Genomic DNA, 24,661 nt, shown 5'->3' on the forward strand with positions numbered 1-24,661 from the left:
CACGAAATAATACTTAGCTGGTTACTGACCAATTGCCAATGGCCCTGCCATTCCCCCACAGCTGGGTAGCGCCATCTGGACTCCAACAAGCAAGAGTCGCATTCTTCCCATGGGGAGAGGGTTATGGGCGTCCACAAACAGAAGCCTATAATGCGGCGTAGGCGTTCGCTGTTAGAGCAGCGGGCGCTGATCCCAGTTTTGCTTTGCGGTGTTGCCGGGGCAAGCTATCTCATGCCGCCGCAAGCCAAACAGCATCCCCTTCCCACAGTGCACCGTCTGGGTAGCCCTAGCTCGCCAAGTGGATGCAACATTAAGGGCAATATCAGCGTAACAGGCGACCGTATCTATCACATGCCAGGTCAGCGCTATTATGACGAAACGGTCGTTAACCCGGCCAAGGGGGAGCGCTGGTTTTGCTCTCAATGGGATGCTTGGTGGGCTGGCTGGCGAAAGTCGAAGGTATGACGGCAACTGAGGCTGCGGAATCGGCAAAAACGTCTGGCTAGGTGACGGCGCGCAGAGAATATTAGCAATCGGGAACATTCGGTTCCTGCGGAAGTTTCTCGGGTGAAGGGACCTCAGGGAGGTTGCTATGAGAAAACTGTTCCTTGCTTCCGTGATTGCCATCGCCTGCGCCGCAGCCGCGGTCGCGCCTGCGGATGCACACTTCGGTTCTGGCATCGGCTTTTTTGGTCCGTTCGGCGGCTTCAGCCCGTTCGGCGGCGGCCCGTTTTACGGCGGTGGCCCCTTCTACGGCAGAGGTCCGTTTTACGACTATAGCGGCCGCTACTACGGCCCCCGCTATCCTGGCTACGTGGCCCGCTACCCGCATCGCTACTATTTCCGGCATCGTCACCATTGCCGCGTGAAGTGGGTTAGGCACTGGCACCATCACCACCGGGTGCTGGAACGCGTTCAGGTTTGCCGGTACTGACAAGCCGGATTGGCCTACCGCCCGTCTTTGGCCTTGGCATAAGCATTCGCCTGCCCCATGCCCGAATGCTTCTAAGCCACCTCGTCCCCCGGTCGGGTCGGATGCTGTCGATTTAGCAGGATAGACAAGGCCGTGATGATCTGAGGTATCGCAAACGGCTTGCTGATCATTATGCTTTCCGGAACGCCTTCAGCACTCCAATAGGGCGCGCCATCGCCGCTGATGTAAATCACGGGGATGGCGGGGTTCACTCCCCGAAGATCTCTGGCCAACTGCCACCCGTTTTTACCAGGACCAAGTCGAATATCCGTAATCAAGCTGCTAACCGGCGCTTCGTCAAACGCCTTTATAGCCGCTTCGGCTGTTGTCACCCCGATAACCCGGAAACCAGCCTCTTCCAAAGCCGTCTCAAGGTCCAGCAGGATTAGTGGCTCGTCTTCAACGACCAGAACCGGGATTTCGTCCATTCCCCACTTAGCACAGCCCCTGTTGCAGGCGCAACTTCACTTTAGCCACAGCTAATAAACGAGCAGAAGCATACGCCTGTGCTTAGGGCACTGGAAGCAGGTGGCTTGGTCAGCGCCCGTCCTTAGCCATGGCGTAAGGATTCGAAACGCCCATGCCGGAATGCTTCGTCGGGTCGAGCGTGTAGCTGAAACCGACGCTTCGCTGTTCGCAATTCGAGCAGCGCATCTTAGGCGCGAGATCAGCGGCCATCGCTGGCGCATCAGCGCCGCACCGCTCGCGCAGCGCCTCCAGGTCGAGCGTGCGGGAATGATTGCAGCGGGCGCAATGCGCCGTCACCCGCATGCCGCTTTCGATCAATGAACCAAACGTCCATCCCATGGCGTGAACGTAGCAAGAGCGGGAGCGGCGATCAACGATATCTCAAAGTGGCCGGCGCCCTTTGGCGGGGTGCTTCGGAGATGGACGCCGGCCTGGCGGGCGGGGTTGGCACGCCACAGGATGGTGGTCGACACGGTCAGATACCAAGCGACGGTGACAGAACCGTGCCGACCAATCTGGGCACGACGGTGGGCCTAGTGCCCAAACTTTACGCTACTCGCAAAACGACAGCGCAGCAATTAAACCTCATGGACTAGTTCGCGCAGTACGATCTTCGAACAGCCGGAACTATTCTTATTGGCACAGTGGCGGTCGATTCTCAGGATGTAGCCGCCCTAATTGCGACCCGTCGTGCTTGGCCAACGCGTCGGGTTCTGCGCGTGTCATCCCTTTGCAACCATTTTAGCTTAATCTAATTTAACCTCGGTCAGTCCGAGTTCGCGTATGTTGAAGTTCATCCGGCCAATGTTCCCCACGCTTGTCGAGGTGCCGCCGACAGGGGACAACTGGATTCACGAAATCAAGTACGATGGCTACCGGACGCAAATCATAATCGAGGACGGCACGGCCCGAGCGATCACCCGAAGGGGCTACGACTGGTCATCGACGTACAAGACGATAGTCGAGGTGGCGGCAACCCTTTCCCCCAAGTCGGCAATCATCGACGGCGAGGCAATCGTCCTCAACGGGAAGGGCGTGTCGGATTTCCATTCGCTGCGGTCCGCGATGCGATGGGCGCCGGATCGGATTATCTTCGTCGCCTTCGATCTACTGCACCTGGACGGGGTCAACCTGCGCCCAGCACCTCTGCTGGAACGTCGGGAAAAGCTGCTCGAACTCGTCGGGACTGCCAAAGGCGTGATCCAGTACAGTCACCATGTGCATGGCGGCGGGGCCGACTTCTACGCCGCGGTTGATCGCATGGGCCTGGAGGGCATGGTGTCGAAGCGGCCTGACAGCGTTTATCGGTCAGGCGACACCGAAGCGTGGCTGAAAACCAAATGCTACGAGGAAGTCGACTTTGAAGTGGCAGGCGTGCAGCTAAAACCGGGATCGGCACCACTCGCTTTGATGGCAACCCGCGATGCGGAACGCCGCTATGTCGGATCGGCTCACATCGCGCTGACCAAAGCCATGCGAGAACGCCTGTGGGCCAAGGTGCAGGAGGGGAAAGGCACGCCACCGAAGGGAGCCGACAAGCCAGACGCCGAATGGATCAAACCTGGCCTTGTCGGACGAGTGAAGACCCTTAAGCGCGAGGACAAGCTACGCCATGCGACTTTGCGGGCGATCCGCGAGGCTAAGGCATGACGCCCCGGCCGCTCCACCATGTGAACGTCGAACCCAACTCCCCTGTGGCAGTCGATCAGCGTGCAGCCTTGAAGCTCGTCCGAATGGCCATCGAGCAGGTATGCCCTGCCGGCGTGCTGCCTAGCGAGGAATGGGTGACGGGCTACTATGGCCCAGAACCGATCTATGAAGGCGAGGCATTGGCCAAGGCGATCATTGAGACCGTGGAGCGCCTGACGAAGTAAGCCCGCCGCTGAGGACACAATTACAGCGGCGGGCCTTGCACTTGCACCAGAGCTTGGATTTGAGGAGGGGAATCTCAACCAAGCACATTTCCAACTTCAATTTCAGAAACAGGTTCCAGCCCTACGAAAAAGATTAATCGCGGGTGGCCCGCCACCGGGTCTCGGAGCCAGTGGCGGGCCTTGCTTGGCTGTTTCAAGGAGATTTCCTTACCAAGCGCATTCCGAACTTCGACTGCGGACGCATGTTCCTCCCAGGTCGGTGCAAGAGTTTATGCACCCGGTGGCAATCGATGCATTGGCCAAGGGACGCCCAACAGGTCAACAGACCTTAATCGGCTTTCCAGCGCGCAACATGGCCCGCGCAATTGCGAGTTGCGTTTCCAGCCTAGCGTTCTCTTTCTGAGCCATATTGTTGGCCGCTATGAGCCGTTTCAGCGCCCGCAATGTCTCGCCTCGCGTCCATCCCGCCTCCAGCATGCAATCGACAATCGCCTGAAAGCCCGGCTCCATGGCCTCCTGGCAGTCGATGGCTCGGTCCTGATAATCGTCCTGTCGCTTGGGCGGATTGACCATATCTGCGTTCTCAGTTGGCGGGGCCTTTGGGCTTTGTCTCGGACGTAGATCCGTCGAGGAGATCGAGAAATGAGTGCAACGCCTTCACCATCATCCGAGCGCCGTTTTCGCTCAGGGTGAAGGATCGCTTCCCCTCGGCAGTTAATAGCCCGACAAGGCAGACCTCGGGATTATCGCGGTCATCGATTTCGATTGTGACGCCCGAGACCGCTGGCAGCATTACGTCCTTTGGCTTCTTCGGCATCACCACAACCTTGATACGTTCTCACTCCGTTCCCATCTTGGGCGGGCCTCGATCCTTGTCAATGAGACGACCTGAATGTGTGGACGCGTTTTTGTAAAATCGACCATCCCGGACATGGTGCGGCGCTTCGAGTTCGCGCACCCTGGCGACGTTGAGCGTTTGGGCAACGGGTTCCCGGTCTGGAATGGCGCGCCCAGCCTGACCTATCCAATCATTGTACGTGAAGAGCTTTCCACGAGCATGGCCGGTTTCCTTTCTGCGAAGTGGGGGCTGGTTCCCGGCTGGGCGCGCGATGGCGGCGGGCGGCCACCGCCTGTCAATGCGCGGTGCGAGACGATTGCCAGCAACGGCATGTTCCGAAAAGCATACGCCGCGCGCCGTTGCCTGGTGCCCGTCGACGGCTATTTCGAATGGCAAAAGCTCGATGGTTCGGGCACGAAAAAGCAGCCTTACGCTATCGCGATGACGGAGGACGAGCCTTTTGCCATGGCTGGAGTATGGGAAGAATATGCCGACAAGGCGACCGGCGAGTTGATCCGGACCTTCGCTGTCGTCACCTGCGAGCCCAATACGTTGATGGCGACGATCCATGATCGGATGCCGGTTATTCTGGCGCCTGCCGATTACATGCGCTGGCTCGGACCGGAACTGGATCCACGCGACCTCATGAAGCCATATCCTTCGGAGCTGATGAAGATGTGGCCGATCGACAGGAAGGTCGGAAGCCCGCGAAACAACACGCCGGACATCATTGACGAAATTGGCGTGGGACCAAACGACCTTTTCGACGTTTGAGCCTTTACACTGAACGGTCGCGGTAGGAATATTGTCCTCAGGTGGGGCGACTCTCAAAAGGTGTCGCAATGGCTAGGTCAAAACCCTCAAAGCAGTTATCACAGGCTGAAATCGAGCGCTTCCTGGTGGCAGCGGAAGCGCTGCACCTAAGCATCATCAAGCCGTTCATATCGCCACATTGCGACCACTACAGGCAGACGCGCGTCCTGCATGAGGTGCTATTGAAGGCCGTGCGGGACGTCACCGGGAAAGAGGTCGAGTTCATCCGGTGGAACACCACTGGACCGGTGCTGCCCCCTAAGGCTGGGTAAGCGCCTGGCGGCCGGGGATCGATCAGGCCGAACCCGCAGAACTGACAATGACCGCGATGCGGATAGCGACGGCATCAAGTCCGCCGTCGTAAATTCTCGTGAGGACGTGTTCCGCAGTTTCAGCCCTTTGGGCAGTGCAACCGCGAACGTCGCCACCGCCCAACCTTGCCGGCCTGTTGGCGACGCAATCCCAAACTCCCCACAATCCGTCGCGCTCAACATGACAATAGAATCTGTGCTTGTGATTTTCCACGCAAGGTAAACCCCCCGCATCCCCATTGGGGTCCAATCTATCCAGGAAGGTGGTTAATGGGCCCGCGTTTGCCGATCGCACTTTAGGCTGGCCGCAGTGGTCCGTCGCCCCGCGGTGGACTCCTCACTGCACCGGCCACGACATCAGCGCGGTCAGACGGCTGCCGATGCGAAATCGGCGAGATGCGGGAACAGAGTTCAGACGCCGACGTTTTTTCCCCAGGTCACGCGATTTGCGCGTGTAGAACTAACGGAGGAAAAAATGAGCATCAAAATGCTTACGATGGGCGCGATGGCGCTCGCAGTGATGACGGGCTCAGCGCTGGCTGGCAGCAGCACCACTTCCGCGCTCGATGATCCTGCAAAGATGTCACCTTTCTTCACGGATGCCGGCATGAAAACCTTGAGGTCGGAAGCGGATTTCAAGACCGCATGGATGTCCATGAAACCGGATGAACAAAAGGCGGTGCTGAAAGACTGCGGCGACACCACGCTCAACAAGTCGCACGCTGATTTCTGTGCCATGGCCAAGAAGATGGGCGGCTGAGAATAACCGCTCTAGGCATTGTTCCCGAAACGTATTTGGCCCGTCCCTTAGGCACGGGCCTTTTTCTGCGGACCATTCCCTTGCGAGCCATGTTGCTAAGCGCTCCCGTCGGTCTCGCTTTCCTCGTCAATCATCCGGACTGGCAGATAAGCATTCGTTTCCAGCCACTCACGCAAGACGATCTGAATGAGCTCCGACCGGCCGATTTTCATTTCAGCGGCAATGGAGTTCAGTGCGTCCTGTGTTGCTGGCTCTAGCGGGAGGCCGGCGACGTTCCGGAGCATCAACGCAGCGCGCCGAAGCATGATCTGAAGATCCCCTCGCGACATGTCGGCGATGCTATCGGCGGCGTTCTCCAGTTCTTTGGCGAAGGATGATAGGGGCATGGCTCTCATCCTAAAGACAACAGCGGAATAATACACAGCAATTCAATTGAACAACGGGTGTATCGGGGAACGCGGCAAAATTATCCTGGTTGGATTGGCAGCAGGGATCACGGTTCACCTGGGCGGGCATCAATGGATGAAAGGACATGAGATGCACCTTGCTGAGCTTACCAAGTATGCGGTCCAGGGACAGCGTCATTCACAGCGTATGCAGAGAACCGGCATCGGCAACGGCGGCTGGCCACTGTGGACCGAGGCGGAGACAGAAATATGCCGCTCGCTCTATCCAGACTACAAGGCCATGCGCAAGGCGTTGCCACATCGCACCCAAGCCGCCCTGGCGACACGATGCCAGACACTAGACATAGCTAAGAGGCGCCGTATCTGGACGGCAAGAAGTGATGCATTGTTTCGGAGACTCGATCGGACAGCAAGTGCGTCAGAGCTTTGCGCCGCGTTTCCTGACCACAGCCTCAAGAAATTATGCTGCCGAGGCAGCGCCCTGGGTCTTTCCCGCCCTAAAGTTCGCTACAAGCCTACTGGTTTGCTTTACTCGACGAACTTCGATCGGAATGTTCGCGACGAAACGTAACCATGGCCGAACTTGACGAATTTGCGAGGTCAAAGCGCTACTTCCGTCACAAAAACTGGAGGGGCGCCCGAGGCTTTGTCGACTACAATGCCATTGTGCGCGGAATACGAGAACTCGGCGGTACAGTCCACATCGAATGGAGCGAGCAATGAGCGCCTTCTTCCGGTGCCGGGTCGAGGCGACGATCGAGCACATGATAGCCCTTCTGGATGAGATGGATGGTGATCCGAACATGCAGGCGGAACCTGTCGAAGAACAGCATGACCGCGAAGCCGTCGACCTCAACTCTGTCATTGAACGCGTAACTGCGAGGGTTATCCACAGGTCGCCAAGATTGGTAAAACGCTCCGAGCTTCGTTAAGGTCTCGTTAACACTCTGAGAGCATCGTTTGCGTGGGTTCTGAACCCCTAATCGCCTACGAAGCCCGCTGCCTAACCCCAAGCCCCCCGCCCAGGCAGCGGGCTTACTTTTCCAAAGAGAGCCACGTTAGCAGACAGCACTCACCGGCGGAGCCGTTCGCCAAAGGCTTGGCGGAACTGCGAGAGCTTAGCAGCCGGCATCGCTGCCCAATCATGTGCGCGGAAGCCGTCTGCTGGCGGTGCCACCGCCGCATTATTTCCGACTACCTGCTGGAGAAGGCGAACGCGTCATGCATACTCTTGGGGCCGGTCATGCTGAGGAGGCCAGCCTGACGCCAGGCGCTGTGTGCGCGATGATGGAACGATCGTTTATCCCGGAGAGCATCTCCTCGGGACGCAAGCATGGATCATTGCAAGATCGCGGCCATGGCGATCGCCAGACGTTGAAAAGCCTTCCGCGCCAGGCACAGGGTCTGGCGGAACAAGCTGTGACCTCGAAGGTTGGGTCACGCAGACAGCTTCTGAGGCACGCGCATGGCGTTGGACAGAGACGGGGCGAAACTAGCGGCCGGATTGTCCGTCGCTGCATTAGCGGCACTAGCGGGATACAACGCCATCCGCGCCAAACGTGCGATCGCCAGCCTGACATGCGGACGTATGATGGCAATTGATGGTCTGCGCCTGCATTTTATCGAAGCCGGAACCGGCATGCCGCTGCTTCTCCTGCATGGATCCATGGCGGAGGATTTCAAGTCGAGCGGCGTCTTCGATGAGGCGGCAAAGACCTACCGGGTGCTCGCATTTGACCGTCCCGGCTTTGGGCGAAGCTCACGTTCGCGCACCCGGCGCTGGTCCGCTTGCGACCAAGCCGACCTCATACATGCCGCCGCCGGCAGATTGGGTATTAAGAAATATCTCGTGCTTGGACATTCCTGGGGAGCCTGGATCGCCCTCGAGTTGGCGCGCAGGCATCCTTCATCGGTCGCTGGCATTGTGCTTGTCTCAGGCTATTACTATCCGCCACCGCGGCTGGATCTTGCACTGGCCGCACTCCCGGCATTGCCGGTGATCGGAACGGGGTTTCGCCACACCTTGTTGCCGCTGCTTGTGAGGCTTGCCTGGCCTTGGGCAATGGAAAAGATATTTCGACCCGCTATGATCGCCAGCGACTTCGCCGCATCCGCCAAGGATGCCGCCAGCCGCCCTTCCCAACTGGGGGCGGTTTGTTCGGAGTCAGCATCTATGCTGGCCGCGGCCCTGTCGGAGAAGGCCAGCTATAAGGACATTTCCGTACCGACCGGCATCCTGGCGGGATCTGGAGACCGGTTGTTCGATGCGGAACGGAATGCACGGCGCCTGCATGGCGAAGTTGGTGGGTCTCTCCTCGAGGTGATTCCGGGCGCTGGCCATATGGTTCATCAGAGCGCCCCGCAGGCAGTAGTCGGTATGGTGCACACGATTTCAGCACGGCACGCCCTTTCCCAATCGAACCGTCGGCAGCGACGTAAGCTGCGTGCCGACGAGTTCAAGCCAGGTCCGGCTCCGCAAATGTTCCAGGCGGGCGACAAGTGACGCCGCTTGCACCAGATCGTCGTTCAAACGAGCTTTCCAAATGAGCGACCAACGTCCAGCCAACATGCATTCGGTGCTCCACCAGAACATAGAGGCACTGGTCGAGCACAGGCGACAACAGGAGGAGCACCAAAGCGTTCAGGTGCGGATTGCCGGCGCTATTTCGCGCTTCGCGGGGAGCATGACTTTCGTCTATCTGCATCTCGCAATCCTCGTGGCCTGGATCCTTGCAAACCTAGGCGCGATGCCAGCCATCCCAGCTTGGGACCCAACTTTCGTGATCCTGGCCATGGTCGCTTCCGTCGAGGCAATCTTCCTGTCTACCTTCGTGCTGATCAATCAGAACAGAATGGCCGAACACAGCGAGCGCCGAGCGGAACTGGATTTGCAGATCAGCCTCCTTAACGAACATGAAACCACGCGGCTGATCGAGATGGTGGCTGCCTTGGCGGTGCGTCTGAATGTCTCCACCCCGGCCGACAAAGAGCTGCGGCAACTGGCAGAGAATGTCGATCCCCGAAAGGTGATGACCCAAATCCAGCAGGCTTCTGAAGATCAGCAGGAAGCTTGATCAAAGCGACCGCGCCGGCAAGCCGCCGCAGCGTACCAACCCAACACGAGCTTACAGCGAGAAACCATTCGCGCGGCTGCTGTAGGCCTGCAATCGTCCTCATCGTCTGGCACTTGGCTGTCGAAGCACCAAGCCCGTCTTGGCGTTGTCCAAGGCGACCTCAGGACGTCAATCGATCGCGGCAGCGTATCAGCGGCGATAGCGAGGTACACTGGGGAGCCGAAGGTGTTCCCAACAGCATAATATGATCACCAAGCCCTTCTTTCTGCCGCAGATCATAACGGCCGTACCTCAACTCTTAAATGCTCAGCAAGGTCCAGAAACTCACATCCAGGATTCGGATCTTGGCCCGAGCTGCTGACTGGATCGCACGCCGGCAAGTCTTACATGCCGTATCCTGCGCCGTGCTTCTGGCTCTTGGCCAATTATTTTCGCCTCACCAAAACTCCCGGAACATTCTGTCCATCCTGCGTTGGGCCGCGCCGGACAATCCCTCTTGCACAATCGCCTGTTGCCCGGCATCGGAAGCTGGATCCCCACAGCTTCAGCCCGCCTCGGCTCCCCACCCGAGGCGGGCGGCGCGGAGTTGATGCAAGCATAGAGACGCCTTCACCCCATCAGAGCTGGCCGTACTGAGCCGCGTTTTGGCGCGCAGCAACCCCAAAAAACGAGACCGAAACCAAGAGAGAACGGAGTGCATCGCGCATCCTGGCTTACTACCAAGCTGGGATAACGGACGAGGACGAACTCGAACAGCTTTCTCGACAATCCCTCGCGTGGTTATCGACATTTCGGCAATTCAGCATGTGCACATACTAACTCCGGCGGACGGGCCACCGCGCGGCATGGCCCGACGCACAGAGCGTTCTGCCGGCGTCGAGCGTGATTCACAGCCGCCAGTTCTTAGGGCAGCTAGGAAGCAATGCATCAACGCCGCACCGGCTGCCCCGTCCTGGAACACTTTAATGCGCGCCGCCAGGAACGGGGTCGCTGTGCTGACGTTCTTCTGGGGACAAGGTGAGATTTCAGTGAACAGGCATATTTCGCGGACGGATGTCGAACAAATCGATCACACGGATGACAGCGGGTTTACGATAGAGCACGGCGTCCCGCCATCTTCAGCTATCGCGGCAGCGCTGGCCGGTGGGCTGGAGGCCAGCCGGCACAAGCACATTATCCATATAACTGCCTCGGAACGCAGCGCCGACGAGATCGTCGGGGCTTTGCGTCAGTTCCTGCCGCACGCGGAGATCATCTTGCTGCCGTCCTGGGATTGCCTGCCTTACGACAGGGTGTGGCCCACACGCGCCAATATGGGGCGGAGGCTTCGTGCGTTGTGTCACATGGCAACGAAGCCCGATCGTGCGCGCATCGCTGTAATGTCGATCGAAGCCAGTCTGCAGCGGGTGCCGCCCGCCCAGGTCATTGCTGGCGGTTTCGCAATTCTGGAGGTGGGACAAAAGTTCGACCGGGATGATTTCAGAACAAGGTCCGAAGCTTTTGGCTATGTCGTCGACGAGAGGGTCGACGAACCGGGTGAAATAGCTTTTCGGGGCGATCTCATGGACATCTTCCCCGCTGGCGCGGAGGACCCCGTTCGCGTCGTCCTTGGCCCAGACAGCTGCATTCGAGAGCTCAAAACCTACGATCCGATCAGTCAGCTCAGCGACCAGGTTCGAGACTCGATTGCTGTCGGACCGGCATCCGAGCTGATGTTTAAAGCTGGTGATCATCCTGAGCTGACAGCGATGCGCGCGACGTCGATGGAAGAGCGCCTGGTCGCATTATTTGGCGCGATGCCATCTGTCTTCGACAGTGCGTCGAGCGCCTCGATCTCCTTCCTTGAAGGGATCGACGGGCAGCCGCTCGACAAAATTCTGGACCTGATCGAGGATGCACGCCGTGCCAGGCAGGAGGCTGCCGGGCGCGAGAAACCTTTGCCGGAACAATTTTACCTGTCGCGTGAAGAGTGGGATGCTTCCGTGCGCAACCGCTCCACGAGACTTGCCGTTTCTGCCGAGCGAGTTCCCAAATTCTTTCGCCAGGCCCGGCCCGGGTACGAAATCGCTGAATTCGTGACAAGGCAGACAAGCGCCGGGGCCAGGGTGGTGTTGACCGGCGATGCCTCTGAACTGCAGCGAGCAGATCGCCTGCTCAATAGAAAGCTAGGCCGGCGGGCTGAGGAAGCGGTCGACTTACCGCAAATACTTTCCGCCGCGAGAGGCTCTCTTCTCAAGGCTGGCTTCGTCCTCGATGAAGGGTTTGTCGACGCGCAATCCGGTATCGCGATGGTCGCCGCAGCCGACCTGTTTGGCCCTGCGTTGAAGGCGGATGCCGGCATGGCCGCAAGCATACTCGAACCCGAGTTGCGCATCGGCGACGTCGTCGTCCATGAAGACCATGGCCTGGGCGTGCTCGCGGCGGTCGAACAGGTCGACTTGGCTGGTCAGCACCAGGATGTTGTCAGGCTGGAATATCATGGCGGGGCTTCCTTGCTGGTTCCGGTCGACGACTTTGGGAAAATATGGCGCTACGGCTCGGAACCGGAGGCAGTGTCGCTCGATCGCCTCAACGGCGAGGGCTGGCCCAAGCGACGCGAGGCTGCGTTGCGCGAGATCGACAGGCTGGCCAAGCGCCTGGTGGGCCTTGCCGAGATGAGGTCCAGCCAGCCCGCCGAGATCATCAAGCCCTCCCGCGCGGACTTGGCCCGTTTTGCGGCGAAATTTCCCTATACCGAGACTCCTGACCAGGCCGCCGCCATCCGCGCTGTGCTCGACGACCTTTCCTCGGGGAGAACAATGAACCGGCTCGTCTGCGGTGATGTTGGCTTCGGCAAGACAGAGGTGGCTTTGCGTGCTTGCGCCGCCGCCGCCCTCTGCGGGAAACAGGTTGCGGTCATAGCGCCGACAACCGTGTTGGCACGACAGCACTATGAGACGTTCAGCCGCCGTTTCGCAGGAACGGGCCTGCAGGTCGCCCACCTGTCAAGGATGGTCGGGGCAGCAAAGGCAAAAGCGGCAAAGGAGGGCCTGCGGAGCGGCCAGGTTACGATCGTCGTGGGTACTCAGGCCTTGGCGTCCAGGAGCGTCACTTTCGCCAATCTTGGACTGCTGGTGATTGACGAGGAGCACCGGTTCGGCGTCAAGTTGAAGCTGGCCCTGCGGAACATGGCGCCCTGCCTTCACACGCTGAGCATGAGCGCCACCCCGATACCGCGGACGCTGCAATCGGCGCTGTCGGGCATCCAGGATGTCAGCGTTCTAAACTCTCCGCCCGCCAAAAGACGTCCCGTCCGCACGATCCTGGCAGCGTTCGATCCAGCATCGGTGCGCGCGGCCCTCTTGCGTGAATTTCGCAGGGGTGGACAGAGTTTCTTCGTGGTTCCTCGCATCGAGGACATTGGCCCGGTCTCTGACCAGCTGAACAGGCTGGTGCCGGAACTCGGCGTCATGACGGCGCACGGTGAAATGAAAGGGAGGCAGCTGGACGAAGTCATGGTCGGATTCGCTGACGGTGATGGCGACATTTTGTTGAGCACCGACATCATCGAGAGTGGGCTCGATGTGCCTCGAGCCAACACCATCATTGTCTGGCGCCCGGACCGGTTCGGTCTGGCGCAGTTGCACCAGCTACGGGGTCGGGTCGGTAGAGGAGCGATGCAAGCGGCTGCGTTTCTTCTGACGGAACCTGGTGTTGAGCTGGCCGACGGCACCAGGGCCCGGCTTTCGACAATGCTTGCGCTCGATCGGCTTGGCTCCGGCCTGGCAATCAGTCAAAGGGACCTCGACCTGCGCGGCGCCGGCGATCTCTTCGGCGAAGATCAGGCTGGGCATATGAAACTGATCGGAGTGGGCCTCTACGAGCACTTGCTGGAGCGGGCGGTCTCGGCGGCTGGAGAAGGGGCCGACCCCAACAGGCAACTTGCCAACATCAACGTGCCTGCAAAAGGGGCTTTTCCCGAAAGCTATGTAAACGAGCCTACTGTCCGTGTTGGCCTCTATGCGCGGCTCTCTCGTATTCGTTCTGACTTGGACCTTGATGCATTCAGCGAGGAGCTCGAGGACCGCTTTGGTGACATGCCTGGCGAAGTGACCGTTCTGCTGGAACTTACCAGGTTGCGGATAGCAGCGTCGGAACTGGGTGTCGGCAAAGTTGATGTTGGGCCCGAAGCCGTCGCGATCACCTTGCGCAACAAGCCTCTGGCGTCACGCTGGCGGGACAGGAAGGTGTTGGGCCTGGAGTACCGAAACGGCCGCGTGATTTTCAAGCGGATCGAGCCCCGCGTCTCAGGCATCGATGCCGTTCGCTTGGCGCTAGATGCCATACGTGCAGTTCAGCCAAAGCACGAGGTCTGACGAGCCTTTTATCTCCACCCCGGCGGTACAATGTACCAGCTTCATATCACCTCAGCCAAGACTAGCAGGGCGAGGTTTAAGGCATCGTTCCGGCTTGATGGGCCGTCATGGCGGCCATGTTCTCGTTCAGGTGGGCCATGATCCAAACCGAGCCCAGGACCACCAGCGCAACGATCAGCACGCCGAAGGCCAAGGCCAGGATGTTGTTGGTGTTGTCCGGCCCGGTGGTCAGGTGCAGAAAAAAGACTAGATGCACACCCATCTGCGCAACAGCGAGCACCACCAGGGCCGAAATCACCGCCGGCTGGTAAATCAGATCGGTTTGAGCCGCCAGGAATGACGCGATCGTGAGCAGGATGGCCAGGCCGTAGCCGATCACATAGCCCAACAGCCCTCCAGCCACTTCGTGCTCGGTTATACGTTCCTCGCCCGGTGCGGAATCGCGGCGGTCCTGCATCTCGCCGGGCCTGCTCTCGGTGTCAGTCATGGCGATGCTCCCAACAGATAGACCAGGGTGAAGATGGCGACCCAGATGATGTCGAGTGCGTGCCAGAAAAGCCCGAAGCAGTGGACCCGCCGCAAAATATCCGACCGAAAACCCTTGACCCATAGCTGCGCCATCATTGTGCCCAGCCAGAGCAGCCCCAGCCCGACATGGGTGCCGTGGCAGCCAACGAGCGCAAAGAAGGCTGATAGAAATGCGCTGCGCGAAGGCCCCGCCTGCTCGCCGATCATCGCCGCGAATTCCTGTACCTCCAGAAACAGGAAGGCTGCCCCGAGCAATCCGGTGACGAGCAGCCAGGCCTGCGTGGCAGCCATCGATCTGCGACGGGTCGCGAGTGTCGCCAGGCCACCGGTGAAGCTCGACGTGAGCAGAAGGCCCGTCTGCACCGCAACGCGGGTGGGCTCGAACAAATCCTTGCCGGTCGGTCCGCCGGCGGTCGCCTTGGCAAGCACGGCATACGCCGCGAAGAAGGCCGAGAATATGATGATGTCGGACAGCAGAAAGATCCAGAAGCCATATGCCACGGTGACGAATTTCGAGGCCGGGCCGCCTTCACCGTGGCCGGTCGCGGAGCGCACGCCGTGTCGGCCGCCCTGACCAAGCCGATAGGGGTCTCGGGCCTGGGTGCCCGCGCTGAAGTCGCCGGGTAGCGCGTGATCGCTCATGCCGGCCGCTCCCAGCGCCGCAGCCGGGCTGACTGTGCGGCCTTGTGGTCATCGTCGATGCGCGCGACCTCTTCGGCGGGAATCTCATAATCCCCATGATCGCGCCAGGCGAAGACGACGAAGGTCGCGTAGGCGCCGATGAAGCCGACGATCGCCAGCCACCATATGTGCCAGATCAGCGCGAACCCGATCAGCGTGCTGAAGAAGGCGGTGACGAAGCCTGTCGGGCTGTTGCGCGGCATCTCGATAGGCTCGTATCCTTCCTCCGCACCGGGCCTCTTCTCCTCCCTTGCCCGTTGCTTGATGCGCCAGTAGGGCTCTTCATCCTCGACGTAAGGCAGCCGCGCGTAGTTGAAAACGGGGGGAGGGGAAGACGTCGACCATTCCAGTGAACGCCCGTCCCATGGGTCGCCTGTCTCATCGCGAAGCTTGTCGCGATGTCGGATCGAAACGGCGAGTTGCATGATCTGCAGTGCGGCGCCGGCGATCATCACCAGCACGCCGAACACGGCCACCACCAGCCATGGCGCCCAAAGATCCATGTCGATATGCTGCAGGCGCCGCGTCATGCCGAGCAGACCGACGATATAGAGCGGCACGAAGACCAGCATGTAGCCGGCCAAGGTGACCCAGAATGCGGCCTTGCCCCAGCCTTCGTGCAAGCGGAATCCGAACGCCTTGGGAAACCAGTAGGTGAAGCCGGCGAACGCGCCGAACAGCACGCCCGAAATGATGACGTTGTGGAAATGCGCGACGAGGAAAAGGGAGTTGTGCAGCACGAAGTCGGCCGGTGGAACGGCAAGCAGAACGCCGGTCATGCCGCCGACGGTGAAGGTGGTCACGAAGCCCAGCGCCCAAAGCATCGGCGTGTCGAAGCGGATGCGCCCGCCATACATGGTGAAGAGCCAGTTGTAGATCTTCACCCCGGTGCCGACGGCGATGACCGACGTGGCGATGCCGAAGGCGGCGTTGACGTCTGCTCCGGCGCCCATGGTGAAGAAATGATGCAGCCAGACCATGAACGAGACGATGCAGATGAACATCGTGGCCGCGACCATCGAACGGTATCCGAACAGCGGCTTTGACGAGAATGTCGAGAAGACCTCGGAGAAGATGCCGAAGGCGGGAAGCACCAGAATGTAGACCTCGGGATGGCCCCAGGCCCAGATCAGGTTGACGAACATCATCTGATTTCCGCCGGCTTCGTTGGTGAAGAAATGGAAGCCGAGATAGCGGTCCAGCGTCAGCATCGCCAGCGTGGCGGTGAGGATCGGGAAGGCTGCGACGATGAGCAGGTTGGACGCGAGCGAGGTCCAGCAGAACATCGGCATTCGCAGGTAGCCCATACCAGGCGCACGCATCTTTAGGATGGTCGTCACCAGGTTGACGCCGGTAAGCAGCGTGCCGACGCCGGAGATCTGGATCGACCACAGATAGTAATCGACACCGACGCCCGGCGAGTAGGTGGTCTCCGACAAGGGGGCATAGGGCAGCCAGCCGGTGCGCGCGAACTCACCGATGACAAGCGAGATGTTGACCAGCAGGGCTCCGGAAGCCGTCAGCCAGAAGCTGACGGAATTGAGTGTCGGAAAGGCTACATCGCGTATGCCAAGCTGCAGCGGTACGGCGAAATTCATCAGGCCGATCATGAAAGGCATCGCCGCGAAGAAGATCATAATCGTGCCGTGCGCGGAAAAGATCTGGTCGTAATGCTCCGGCGGCAGGTAGCCCGGCCCGTGGATCGCCAGCACCTGTTGCGTGCGCATCATGATGGCATCGATGAAGCCACGCAGAAGCATGAGCATCGCCAGCACAATGTACATCACGCCGATGCGCTTGTGGTCGACCGAGCTTATCCACTCGTTCCACAGATAGGGCCAGTAGCCCTTCACCGTTATCCATCCAAGCACGGCGACCCCTGCCAGAAAGACGCCGAGAGCCGCGACGAGCGGGATGGGTTGATCGAAGGGAATGGCCGACGAGTCGAGCTTGCCCAGCATCGTCATTCCGCCCCTTCTGCCTGTGGATGATGCCCCGTCGGCGGCGCCGCCGCGGGCAATGCCTTTGGGCTCACCTGTGGCTCGCCGCCGGCGGCACTTTCGGCCGGCCCCGGACCCGGGGGCAATATCTGCTGAGCGACGGCATCGAACAGCCCGGGCTGAACATGACCGAACGTGGACGGCGGCACGTTGGTGCTTTGCCGGGCGAGCTCGCGGTAGGCATTCGCGTTGAGCACGCCGCCGCCGCCACGCAGCGACGACGTCCAGCGGGTGAAGGCATCGGCTGAAACCGCGCTCACGCTGAAGTTCATGTCCGAGAAGCCGTCGCCGCTGAAGTGCGCCGACTGGCCGAAAAAGCTGCCCTCGCGGTCGGCCTGCAGATGCAACTCGGTCTGCATGCCGTTCATGACGTAGACCATGCTGCCAAGCTGGGGCACGAAGAACGTGTTCATCACGCTGGCCGAGGTCAGCTTGAAATGAACTGGAACGCCGGCGGGGATAACCAATTGATTGACAGCGCCCACGCCCTGCTCGGGATAGAGGAACAGCCATTTCCAGTCGAGCGCCACCACCTGGATGTCGAGCGGCGGCTGCGCGGAAGGGATCGGTTTGCGCGGATCGAGCTGGTGCGATCCGTAATAGATCAGCCCGCCCAGGAAAAGGATGGTGAGCGTGGGGATCGACCAGACGATCAACTCGATGCGCCCCGAATAGGTGAACTCCGGGTCATAGCGCGCGTCGCTGTTCGAGGCGCGGAATTTCCATGCGAAGGCCAAGAGCGCAACAAGCGTCGGAACAACGATCACCAGCATCACCGCCAGTGAGTTCAAGAGGATCGTGCGGTTGCCCGAGCCAATGGGTCCTTGCGGGTCGAGCACACCCCCCGCGCAACCGGGCAAGAATGCGATTGCCGGGATCCAGAGCAGTCGCCGCCCCGGCTTGGAGCTGGATCGCAACAACACTTGCTCGGCCACCAATCCTGGAGAGGACGCGTTCTTGGGGCACGCGCTCTTGGCACTTCTCATCTGAAGCCTTCCTCTGAACCAACTTCAAGGCGCGTGGCCGGGGTGCCGCCCTCCGCCGGACGAAGGACCTAACTGGCGCTTCCCAGGTTTGTTCCTCCTCGCTGGCTCGTGCACAAACTCCAATTCGGCGGCACGGCGATGGAGCACAGCTAAGTCGATCACCCCATCAAGCTGGTGGAGCCGGGACCGCTCCACGGTTTTGGCCCATGAGCGAATCGACGCCAGTCATGGCTCGTGACGACCGGTGGGGGCCCGAACTTCTTGCCGATCGCCGCGCCGGCGGAGAGGACACGTCCTTCGGGGTGCTCGTTTTCCATCTGACGTCTGCTCCTGACGCGGGATTTTTTCGGGGCTGGCCGCAAGTCGCCCAAGCGTGCGACGCCTAACTGGCGCCTCCCGGGATTGTTCCGCTTGTCAGTGTTTGGGCGACATGGGCGCGACCCGAGGGGGGGAACTCTACCTGCTCGAGAGATGGAGTTGTCCAACGTGACCATATTCACAACGACGGCGGCTCGGTTACCTCAGCTATTTGCAGCCGTCGCTGGCTCGCGTACGAATTTTGATTTCGGCGGGACGGCGAACACCGTGAAGCGCTCAGCCAGACTGTCAAGAGCTTTACGCATGCCCACTCCAGCGGCAGCCGCACCGTGTCCAGTGATGACCATCTGAGGGTTCAGGGCAGCCAGACGCTTCACAGATCTTTCCGCCGCATCCCAGTCCGGCGTGAAGTAGCGCGGCGGACCGTGCATCTCGAGATCCTGGACGGCGACCTCATAGACGGACTCCTGACCGGTGGTGATGAAAGCGTCCCCTACGATCAGCGAGCGGTCTTCCTCGCGCCAGAGCGAAATGTGACCAGGGGCGTGCCCGGGTGTGTGCAGCCATTGCCATCCGGGCATTCCGGGGACCGATCCGTCGGCGGGCAAGAGTTCCAATCGGTTGCCAAGATCGATCGGCCCGCGCGGAAAGAGCGGCGAAAGCAGCGCCATCAGTCCGCCCCCGACCCAGGGATCCGGTGGCGGATAAGATTCAGTTCCGTCCAAATAGGGCCACTCGAGTCGATGCGCGAAGACGGGCACCTCCCACCTATTCGCGAGGTCCAGAACCGTTCCCACATGGTCAAAATGGCCGTGTGTCAGGATAACCGCGGCAGGCCGTGCGTTGGTGCCAAACCGCTTTTCCGCGACCGCAAGAATACTGCTTCTCGACGTCGGCAACCCCGTATCTATTAGCACCCAGTTCCGATCTCCGCTGCGCGGTGCGCCGAAGAACACGACATTGACGATTGCCAGCCGCAAATAACCCAGGTCCGGTGCGATGCTCCAGGCACCGTCGCCATGATCTTCGCGCCTGGCGTGGTCGATCTCGGAAAGTCGAATCTGAACGGTCATGATCCCGTGCCTCGGTTGTTGCTGCGCAGCCGCTCGAGTTCATCGGCGGCGGTGGAACATCGCCCCGAACTTGGGCACGGCCCCCTTGTTCCTTCCTTGATCCTCGTTCGCCACCCGGATCGCAGACAGTCCACCACCGGAACAAAGGCTCGGCCAATCGGTTTGACAGAAGCCGCTCACGCAAGGGCGCTGGACTGAGCAACGAAGATCGGGCGCGCCCGATCGGATGCGGTATTTCGCCAACACGGTTTCGGGTCCGAACAAGGCGGCCGAGTTCGAAGCCGACTGTCCAAAAACGGCTTCCAATGAGCGAAGTGGGACGCAAGGACCAGCAACAGATGCTTCGGTCCGGAAGCTTCGCGCTTCGTCAGCTTTTCAATGGCAGGTTTTGAGTGAGTTGTTCGCATGGTCCGGTCCCTGAAGGCACAAGGCTGCTAAGTGGGTGGCGCGTATCGCGGACTGCAATGGCTATAAATGCGCATTTTCGGACCCTCGCATGTGGGCTCCTCACCATGCCTCTGGGACTTGCATTTTGGGGATTATCCGCGAGGTTTCTTCGGCAAACGGACAGATGCAACGACGGCAATTAGCGTTGCACTTTAGCGGCGCTCATGGGCCACTTGTCGTCGCGGGCCAGCTTCCGCGCCGTCCGGTCAGCCGCGCCTGGAGCAGCACCACGACCAGCAGGAAGAGCCCCCGGATGACGGACTGCCAGTAGGCCGAGAGGGAGATCCAACCCAACCCGTTTTCAAAGTTCAGGATGTTGAAAAGGATGCCGAGCAGGAGCACACCGGCCAGCGTGGTCATGACTGAGCCCGAGCCGCCGGTAAGCAGCGTCCCGCCCACGACCACGGCAGCGATGGCAGACAACTCCCAGCCGACGCCCTCGATTGGCTGGCCTGCGCCGAACTGCGAAGCGAGAACGACGCCCGCGAGCCCGGCCAGGCAACCGCTTGCGACATAGACGAGAAATTTGATGCGGTCCGTGCGCAGCCCCATCAGCCGCGATGCATCTTCGCCGCCCCCGATGGCCAGCACCGTCCGTCCCGTGCTGGTGTAATTCAGGACGACCGATCCGACCACATACGCAACCAGGGCGATGACCGCCGGGATCGGGAAGATCCAGAAGTTTCCTTGGCCGATGGCGGTGAAACCTGAATCATAGGACACCGAAACGGACTGGTTGCCAGCCAGAAGCAACGCCGAGCCGCTTGCGGCCAGCATGGTGGCAAGCGTGGCGATGAATGGCATCAGGTTTGCGCGCGTAACCAAGAGCGCGTTGATCAGCCCGGCTGCCAAGCCGGCGCCCACGCCAGCTGCAACACCAGCTGCTATGCCGTGGGGGCTCGCCAGCGCGGAAGCGACGCTGCCCAAGGCGGCGACGGAGCCGACCGACAGGTCGATGCCCCCGGTCATGATCACGAAGCACATGCCGAGCGCGACGAGCGCGAACATCGAGTTGTAGCGCAGAACGCTCATCACATTGAAGAAGCCCAGGAAACGTTCGTAGCGCAAGAATCCGAACAGCACCAAGGCTGCAAGCGCGACAACGACACCGTAGGTGCCGACTATGCCAATCAGTCGGGCGCTGTTCATAACTACACTCTGTGTTGCTGCTGCAGCCAGACGGCGAATGCGATGATAGCGGCCTTGACCACGAGCGCAGCGGCATCGGGCACACCATTGGCGAGCAGCGTGTAACGGACCAACTGAATGGTCAGCGCGCCGAGCAGGGTGCCGATAATCGTCGCCTTGCCGCCGCTGAGCAGCGTACCGCCCACTGCGACAGCCGCGATGGCGTCCAGTTCCATGCCCAGCCCGACAAGATTTGCGTCACTGGAGGAGTTGATCGCGATGACGACGAGACCGGCCAGCCCCGCGCAAAGGCCGCTGATCGCATAGACCGCGAGCTTGATCCTCGCTACGGCGATGCCAGCGAGTTCCGAGGCCTTTTCGTTGCCCCCGACGGCCAGGATGCTTCGCCCGAATACCGTGCGGTGAAGAGCCCACGCCGCCGCTGCAACCAGCACGGCCATGATGATGACCTGTGCCGGAATGCCGAGTGGGCGGGCCAGGCCGATCCATTGGAATTGCGGCACGCGGAAGGTCTGCAGATTGCCGTTGGTCATGACCTGCGCGATCCCGCGCCCCGCGATGAACAGCACAAGCGTTGCGACGATCGGCTGGATGCGGAAGCGGGAGACGAGCCACCCGTTGAACAGTCCCAACAGGCCGGCAACGAAGATCGAGACGACCATCGCCACGACGACCGCCAGGTAGGTGTTCCCGACCGGGAAGATCTTGCCCATGAAGATCATTGGCGCCAGTGCGCCGGAGATAGCCATCAGCGAACCAACCGACAGGTCGATGCCGCCGGTGGCGATCACCAGCGTCATTCCCACCGCGACGATCACAATGGTGCAGACCTGGGTCAGATTGACGTTGAGCGTCTGCAGCGTCGCAAAATTGCGAGTATAGCCGAGATTGAAGGCGATCAGCAGCATCAGCGCGATCACCGTTCCGTAGCGCGCCAGAAAGCCGAACAGATTGAAACCGAGGGCGCCGGCGTCGTTGGCAGGGGATGGTGTGGCCAGATCGCTCAAGCTGCCGCCTCCACCGGCGAACCGCCATGCGCCATCGCCGCGAGTACGTCCTCCACGTTGGCCGCCTGGCCTTCCAGTTCGGCCACGCTCACCCCTTCGCGCAGCACGAATATGCGATCCGCCCCTTCCATTACCTCCTCGATTTCCGAGGAGATCATCAGGACGCCGAGCCCATCGTCGGCAAGCTTCAGAATGAGGCGCTGGATCTCGCCTTTAGCCCCGACATCGATGCCGCGTGTCGGCTCGTCGAGGATGAGCAGCTTCGGGTTCATCGCCAGCCACCGGGCCAGCAGCACCTTTTGCTGGTTGCCGCCTGAGAGTTCGCGGACCTTCTGGTTGGGACCGGAGCATTTGATGCCGAGGTCGCGAATGAAGCGCGCGACGATCTCGCGCTGCCGGTCTTCGTTCAGGATGCCGTTGCGACTGATCTTCGGCAGCAGTGCCAGCGTTATGTTTTCCGCCACCGTCATCTCCGGCACGATGCCTTCGGCTTTGCGGTCTTCTGTGCAGAACCCCATTCCGGCGGCGATTGCGTCGGCGGCTCGCTCAGGATGGTAGGATGCCCTTTCCATCGTCATCTCGCCGGCCTTCAGGCGGTCGGCGCCGAATACAAGGCGAGCTGTTTCGGTGCGGCCGGCGCCGAGCAAGCCGGCAAAGCTGGCAATCTCCCCGCGGCGCACATCGAAGGTCACATTGCGAACCGACTGGCCGGCCGACAGCCCTTGCGCGGTAAACAGCACATCGCCTATCCTCGAACGATCGCGCGCGCCGAACGCAGTCGCGTGGCCGTCGACCACCGCGACATCGCGGCCAAGCATGGCCGCGACCAGTTCCAGTTTGCCGATGTCGCTCATCGCAGCGCTGCGCACCGTGTGGCCATCGCGCATGATCGTGACCCGGTCGCATACCTCGTAGAGCTCGTCGAGCTTGTGGCTGACGAATAGAACCGAGACGCCTTCGGCCTTGAGCTGCCGGACGACGCTGAACAAAACTGAGACTTCACGCTCGTCCAGCGAGGAGGTCGGCTCATCCATGATCACGAGGCGGGCGGAAAAGCCGATGGCGCGGGCAATCGCCACCATCTGCTGCGTGGCGGTATTGAAGTCGCCGAGCGGGCGGCGCACATCAATGCGGATCGAGAACCGGCTGAGCAGGCGCTCGGCTTCAGCATGCATCGCGCTCCAGTCGAGCAGTCCCCGACGGCGTTTCTCGCGTCCGAGGCAGATGTTCTCGGTTACAGAGCGGAGCGGGACGAGATTGATTTCCTGGTAGATGGTACTGATGCCGCTGACCTGCGCCTCATGCGGAGACCCGACCTCGAACGGCCTCTGCTCGAACAGCACCTGACCCCCATCCCGACGGTGGTAACCGGTGAGCACCTTGATAAGGGTCGACTTGCCCGCACCATTCTGGCCGATGAGTGCGTGGACCTCGCCCGGAAGGACCTGGAGTGAGGCACCGGCCAAGGCAGGGATACCGGCAAAACGCTTCTGGATGTCACGCATGTCCAGGAGCAGCGCTGCTTGATCCGGCTGAGTGATCATCGGCAAACTCCAAACCCTACCCGCCGGAGCGGGTAGGGCAGCTGGAAACAGGGTGGATATCAGAATGCAATATCGAAGTCCTTCTTCGCATTCGTCGGGTCGAAGAAGGCATCCTCGTTCTTAATAAAGGGCGGGATCTTTTTGCCGGCGGCATAATCGGCCATCGTGGCGAAGGCCTTCGGCCCGAACAGCGGGCTGCAGGCGCAGATGGCGCCGATCTTGCCGTCGATGATCGCCTGTACGCCTTCCTTCTCGCCGTCGATCGACAAGATCAGCACATCCTTGCCTGGGGTCTTGCCGGCGGCTTCCAAAGCGGCGATTGCACCCAGCGCCATCTCGTCATTGTGCGCGTAGATGATATCCGCATCGGGGTGCGCCTGAAGCAGCGTCTCGGCAACCTGCCGGCCCTTGTCGCGGGCGAAGTCGCCGGACTGAGACGCCAGGATAGTGAACTCCGAATGCTTGGCGATGAAATCGTCGAAGCCCTTCTTGCGATCGGTGGCCGCCGAGGCGCCGGTCGTGCCTTCCAGTTCGATGATCTTCGACTTGCCATTGGCGTTCTTGACCAGCCATTCGCCGATACGGGTCGCCTCCTCGATGAAATCCGACCCGATGAAGCAGACGTAATCCTCGCCCGGTTTGGCCATCGTGTGGTCAACGTCGCGGTCAACCAGGAACACCGGTATGCCGGCATCGCGCGCCGCCAGGATAACCGGCACCAGGGGCTTGTCCTCGCGCGGCGGCAGGAAGATGGCGTCGACGCCCTGCGCGATCATCGAGTTCACATCGGAAGCCTGCTTGGCCGACGATCCGGCGGCATCCGTGTAAACCAGTTGATGGCCGAGCTTGGCGGCTTCGTCCCGCATGCTCTTGGTCTCGGCAAGGCGCCACGGATTGTTGCTTTCCGTCTGGGCGAAACCGACCTTGTACTTGTCCTTCTTGGCGAGTGGCGGCAGCGCCGCAAAGGCGCGTGAGCCGAGCATCAGCGCGACCGCGCCGGCGGCGGAGCCTACCAGTAGTTTTCGACGGGTAATGATCATGCTCTTTCCTCCTTG

General features: G+C 60.6%; 26 protein-coding genes. 12 read left to right on the forward strand and 14 right to left on the reverse strand.

Going from position 1 to position 24,661, the window contains the following annotated elements; genetic code table 11:
- Positions 1-123 precede the first annotated feature (123 nt).
- Both RPF88_RS32170 and RPF88_RS32175 read left to right on the forward strand, forming a co-directional pair.
- Entirely contained in the window at positions 124-465 is a 342-nt protein-coding gene (locus RPF88_RS32170) for a sunset domain-containing protein (RefSeq protein ID WP_013525238.1), read from the forward strand.
- A gap of 127 nt (positions 466-592) precedes the next feature.
- A complete protein-coding gene (locus tag RPF88_RS32175; protein WP_337124079.1) occupies positions 593-934 on the forward strand; it encodes a hypothetical protein in 342 nt (113 codons plus the stop codon).
- Positions 935-1,005: 71 nt separating this feature from the next.
- Here the strand turns inward: RPF88_RS32175 and RPF88_RS32180 are convergent, their stop codons facing one another.
- Positions 1,006-1,401 carry a response regulator gene (locus RPF88_RS32180; RefSeq protein WP_024504606.1) on the reverse strand — a complete coding sequence of 132 codons (396 nt, stop codon included), beginning with the start codon at positions 1,399-1,401 and terminating at the stop codon, positions 1,006-1,008.
- Positions 1,402-1,510: 109 nt separating this feature from the next.
- Positions 1,511-1,759: a hypothetical protein gene (locus RPF88_RS32185; RefSeq protein WP_245265376.1), complete on the reverse strand. Its 249-nt coding sequence runs from the start codon at positions 1,757-1,759 to the stop codon at positions 1,511-1,513.
- A gap of 468 nt (positions 1,760-2,227) precedes the next feature.
- Here RPF88_RS32185 and RPF88_RS32190 point away from each other — a divergent pair, with 468 nt between their 5' ends.
- Together RPF88_RS32190 and RPF88_RS32195 are read left to right on the forward strand one after the other, a co-directional pair.
- Positions 2,228-3,091 (forward strand): ATP-dependent DNA ligase, encoded by an 864-nt coding sequence (locus RPF88_RS32190; protein WP_337124080.1) that lies wholly within the window; start codon positions 2,228-2,230, stop codon positions 3,089-3,091.
- A gap of 83 nt (positions 3,092-3,174) precedes the next feature.
- The gene (locus RPF88_RS32195) at positions 3,175-3,315 is read left to right on the forward strand and encodes a hypothetical protein (RefSeq protein ID WP_244507019.1); all 141 of its coding nucleotides are present in this window, start codon (positions 3,175-3,177) and stop codon (positions 3,313-3,315) included.
- Positions 3,316-3,633: 318 nt separating this feature from the next.
- Here the strand turns inward: RPF88_RS32195 and RPF88_RS32200 are convergent, their stop codons facing one another.
- Together RPF88_RS32200 and RPF88_RS32205 are read right to left on the reverse strand one after the other, a co-directional pair.
- Positions 3,634-3,888: a hypothetical protein gene (locus RPF88_RS32200; RefSeq protein WP_024505445.1), complete on the reverse strand. Its 255-nt coding sequence runs from the start codon at positions 3,886-3,888 to the stop codon at positions 3,634-3,636.
- 10 nt (positions 3,889-3,898) lie between these two features.
- A complete protein-coding gene (locus RPF88_RS32205) occupies positions 3,899-4,132 on the reverse strand; it encodes a hypothetical protein (protein WP_013525244.1) in 234 nt (77 codons plus the stop codon).
- A 75-nt stretch (positions 4,133-4,207) separates the two neighbouring features.
- Here RPF88_RS32205 and RPF88_RS32210 point away from each other — a divergent pair, with 75 nt between their 5' ends.
- From RPF88_RS32210 to RPF88_RS32220, 3 genes are all read left to right on the forward strand, one after another.
- Positions 4,208-4,927 (forward strand): SOS response-associated peptidase, encoded by a 720-nt coding sequence (locus RPF88_RS32210; RefSeq protein WP_024505444.1) that lies wholly within the window; start codon positions 4,208-4,210, stop codon positions 4,925-4,927.
- Between the two features lie 68 nt (positions 4,928-4,995).
- Positions 4,996-5,238, forward strand: coding sequence for a hypothetical protein (locus RPF88_RS32215; RefSeq protein ID WP_024505443.1), 243 nt, complete (start codon positions 4,996-4,998; stop codon positions 5,236-5,238).
- Between the two features lie 514 nt (positions 5,239-5,752).
- Positions 5,753-6,037, forward strand: coding sequence for a hypothetical protein (locus tag RPF88_RS32220; protein WP_013525246.1), 285 nt, complete (start codon positions 5,753-5,755; stop codon positions 6,035-6,037).
- Between the two features lie 95 nt (positions 6,038-6,132).
- On the opposite strand, the gene RPF88_RS32225 is transcribed toward RPF88_RS32220, so the two are convergent.
- A complete protein-coding gene (locus RPF88_RS32225) occupies positions 6,133-6,423 on the reverse strand; it encodes a hypothetical protein (protein WP_013525247.1) in 291 nt (96 codons plus the stop codon).
- A 740-nt stretch (positions 6,424-7,163) separates the two neighbouring features.
- Between RPF88_RS32225 and RPF88_RS32230 the strand changes: the two genes are divergently transcribed.
- The 5 genes from RPF88_RS32230 to RPF88_RS32250 all read left to right on the forward strand — a co-directional run bounded on the left by RPF88_RS32230 (position 7,164) and on the right by RPF88_RS32250 (position 13,873).
- Entirely contained in the window at positions 7,164-7,376 is a 213-nt protein-coding gene (locus RPF88_RS32230) for a hypothetical protein (RefSeq protein WP_013525248.1), read from the forward strand.
- 32 nt (positions 7,377-7,408) lie between these two features.
- Positions 7,409-7,708, forward strand: coding sequence for a DUF488 domain-containing protein (locus RPF88_RS32235; protein ID WP_245265410.1), 300 nt, complete (start codon positions 7,409-7,411; stop codon positions 7,706-7,708).
- A 201-nt stretch (positions 7,709-7,909) separates the two neighbouring features.
- Entirely contained in the window at positions 7,910-8,947 is a 1,038-nt protein-coding gene (locus RPF88_RS32240; protein ID WP_013525249.1) for an alpha/beta fold hydrolase, read from the forward strand.
- Positions 8,948-8,987: 40 nt separating this feature from the next.
- Positions 8,988-9,518, forward strand: coding sequence for a DUF1003 domain-containing protein (locus tag RPF88_RS32245; RefSeq protein ID WP_013525250.1), 531 nt, complete (start codon positions 8,988-8,990; stop codon positions 9,516-9,518).
- 965 nt (positions 9,519-10,483) lie between these two features.
- A complete protein-coding gene (locus RPF88_RS32250) occupies positions 10,484-13,873 on the forward strand; it encodes a DEAD/DEAH box helicase (RefSeq protein WP_337124082.1) in 3,390 nt (1,129 codons plus the stop codon).
- Positions 13,874-13,949: 76 nt separating this feature from the next.
- Here RPF88_RS32250 and cyoD read toward each other — a convergent pair whose 3' ends face one another.
- The 9 genes from cyoD to RPF88_RS32295 form a co-directional block, all read right to left on the reverse strand.
- Positions 13,950-14,360: a cytochrome o ubiquinol oxidase subunit IV gene (gene cyoD, locus RPF88_RS32255; RefSeq protein ID WP_013525252.1), complete on the reverse strand. Its 411-nt coding sequence runs from the start codon at positions 14,358-14,360 to the stop codon at positions 13,950-13,952.
- Positions 14,357-15,043 (reverse strand): cytochrome (ubi)quinol oxidase subunit III, encoded by a 687-nt coding sequence (locus RPF88_RS32260; RefSeq protein WP_024505439.1) that lies wholly within the window; start codon positions 15,041-15,043, stop codon positions 14,357-14,359. Before RPF88_RS32260 ends, cyoD begins: the two co-directional genes overlap by 4 nt.
- Positions 15,040-17,043 carry a cytochrome o ubiquinol oxidase subunit I gene (gene cyoB, locus RPF88_RS32265; protein ID WP_164920119.1) on the reverse strand — a complete coding sequence of 668 codons (2,004 nt, stop codon included), beginning with the start codon at positions 17,041-17,043 and terminating at the stop codon, positions 15,040-15,042. The genes RPF88_RS32260 and cyoB overlap by 4 nt, the downstream gene beginning before the upstream one ends.
- A gap of 2 nt (positions 17,044-17,045) precedes the next feature.
- A complete protein-coding gene (gene cyoA, locus RPF88_RS32270; protein ID WP_024505437.1) occupies positions 17,046-18,068 on the reverse strand; it encodes a ubiquinol oxidase subunit II in 1,023 nt (340 codons plus the stop codon).
- Between the two features lie 521 nt (positions 18,069-18,589).
- Positions 18,590-19,459: an MBL fold metallo-hydrolase gene (locus tag RPF88_RS32275; RefSeq protein WP_013525257.1), complete on the reverse strand. Its 870-nt coding sequence runs from the start codon at positions 19,457-19,459 to the stop codon at positions 18,590-18,592.
- A 609-nt stretch (positions 19,460-20,068) separates the two neighbouring features.
- A complete protein-coding gene (locus tag RPF88_RS32280; RefSeq protein ID WP_013525258.1) occupies positions 20,069-21,055 on the reverse strand; it encodes an ABC transporter permease in 987 nt (328 codons plus the stop codon).
- 2 nt (positions 21,056-21,057) lie between these two features.
- Positions 21,058-22,053, reverse strand: coding sequence for an ABC transporter permease (locus RPF88_RS32285; protein ID WP_442921317.1), 996 nt, complete (start codon positions 22,051-22,053; stop codon positions 21,058-21,060).
- A gap of 5 nt (positions 22,054-22,058) precedes the next feature.
- Positions 22,059-23,606 (reverse strand): sugar ABC transporter ATP-binding protein, encoded by a 1,548-nt coding sequence (locus RPF88_RS32290; RefSeq protein ID WP_024505436.1) that lies wholly within the window; start codon positions 23,604-23,606, stop codon positions 22,059-22,061.
- 59 nt (positions 23,607-23,665) lie between these two features.
- Positions 23,666-24,646, reverse strand: a complete 981-nt coding sequence (locus RPF88_RS32295; RefSeq protein WP_013525261.1) for an ABC transporter substrate-binding protein — start codon at positions 24,644-24,646, stop codon at positions 23,666-23,668.
- Positions 24,647-24,661 lie beyond the last annotated feature (15 nt).

Origin of the sequence: Mesorhizobium sp. ISC11 (assembly GCF_037162595.1) — a bacterium.
Classification (GTDB): Bacteria; Pseudomonadota; Alphaproteobacteria; order Rhizobiales; family Rhizobiaceae; genus Mesorhizobium; species Mesorhizobium ciceri.

Bases quoted from the DNA above. Each gene is read 5' to 3' on its own strand.
- cyoA (WP_024505437.1), bottom strand. From the start codon at position 18,068: ATGAGAAGTGCCAAGAGCGCGTGCCCCAAGAACGCGTCCTCTCCAGGA.
- cyoD (WP_013525252.1), bottom strand. From the start codon at position 14,360: ATGACTGACACCGAGAGCAGGCCCGGCGAGATGCAGGACCGCCGCGAT.
- RPF88_RS32260 (WP_024505439.1), bottom strand. From the start codon at position 15,043: ATGAGCGATCACGCGCTACCCGGCGACTTCAGCGCGGGCACCCAGGCC.
- RPF88_RS32290 (WP_024505436.1), bottom strand. From the start codon at position 23,606: ATGATCACTCAGCCGGATCAAGCAGCGCTGCTCCTGGACATGCGTGAC.
- RPF88_RS32170 (WP_013525238.1), top strand. From the start codon at position 124: ATGGGCGTCCACAAACAGAAGCCTATAATGCGGCGTAGGCGTTCGCTG.
- RPF88_RS32280 (WP_013525258.1), bottom strand. From the start codon at position 21,055: ATGAACAGCGCCCGACTGATTGGCATAGTCGGCACCTACGGTGTCGTT.
- RPF88_RS32295 (WP_013525261.1), bottom strand. From the start codon at position 24,646: ATGATCATTACCCGTCGAAAACTACTGGTAGGCTCCGCCGCCGGCGCG.
- cyoB (WP_164920119.1), bottom strand. From the start codon at position 17,043: ATGCTGGGCAAGCTCGACTCGTCGGCCATTCCCTTCGATCAACCCATC.
- RPF88_RS32240 (WP_013525249.1), top strand. From the start codon at position 7,910: ATGGCGTTGGACAGAGACGGGGCGAAACTAGCGGCCGGATTGTCCGTC.
- RPF88_RS32225 (WP_013525247.1), bottom strand. From the start codon at position 6,423: ATGCCCCTATCATCCTTCGCCAAAGAACTGGAGAACGCCGCCGATAGC.
- RPF88_RS32275 (WP_013525257.1), bottom strand. From the start codon at position 19,459: ATGACCGTTCAGATTCGACTTTCCGAGATCGACCACGCCAGGCGCGAA.
- RPF88_RS32205 (WP_013525244.1), bottom strand. From the start codon at position 4,132: ATGCCGAAGAAGCCAAAGGACGTAATGCTGCCAGCGGTCTCGGGCGTC.
- RPF88_RS32195 (WP_244507019.1), top strand. From the start codon at position 3,175: ATGGCCATCGAGCAGGTATGCCCTGCCGGCGTGCTGCCTAGCGAGGAA.
- RPF88_RS32210 (WP_024505444.1), top strand. From the start codon at position 4,208: ATGTGTGGACGCGTTTTTGTAAAATCGACCATCCCGGACATGGTGCGG.
- RPF88_RS32180 (WP_024504606.1), bottom strand. From the start codon at position 1,401: ATGGACGAAATCCCGGTTCTGGTCGTTGAAGACGAGCCACTAATCCTG.
- RPF88_RS32175 (WP_337124079.1), top strand. From the start codon at position 593: ATGAGAAAACTGTTCCTTGCTTCCGTGATTGCCATCGCCTGCGCCGCA.
- RPF88_RS32230 (WP_013525248.1), top strand. From the start codon at position 7,164: ATGAGCGCCTTCTTCCGGTGCCGGGTCGAGGCGACGATCGAGCACATG.
- RPF88_RS32245 (WP_013525250.1), top strand. From the start codon at position 8,988: ATGAGCGACCAACGTCCAGCCAACATGCATTCGGTGCTCCACCAGAAC.
- RPF88_RS32200 (WP_024505445.1), bottom strand. From the start codon at position 3,888: ATGGTCAATCCGCCCAAGCGACAGGACGATTATCAGGACCGAGCCATC.
- RPF88_RS32250 (WP_337124082.1), top strand. From the start codon at position 10,484: ATGCGCGCCGCCAGGAACGGGGTCGCTGTGCTGACGTTCTTCTGGGGA.
- RPF88_RS32220 (WP_013525246.1), top strand. From the start codon at position 5,753: ATGAGCATCAAAATGCTTACGATGGGCGCGATGGCGCTCGCAGTGATG.
- RPF88_RS32215 (WP_024505443.1), top strand. From the start codon at position 4,996: ATGGCTAGGTCAAAACCCTCAAAGCAGTTATCACAGGCTGAAATCGAG.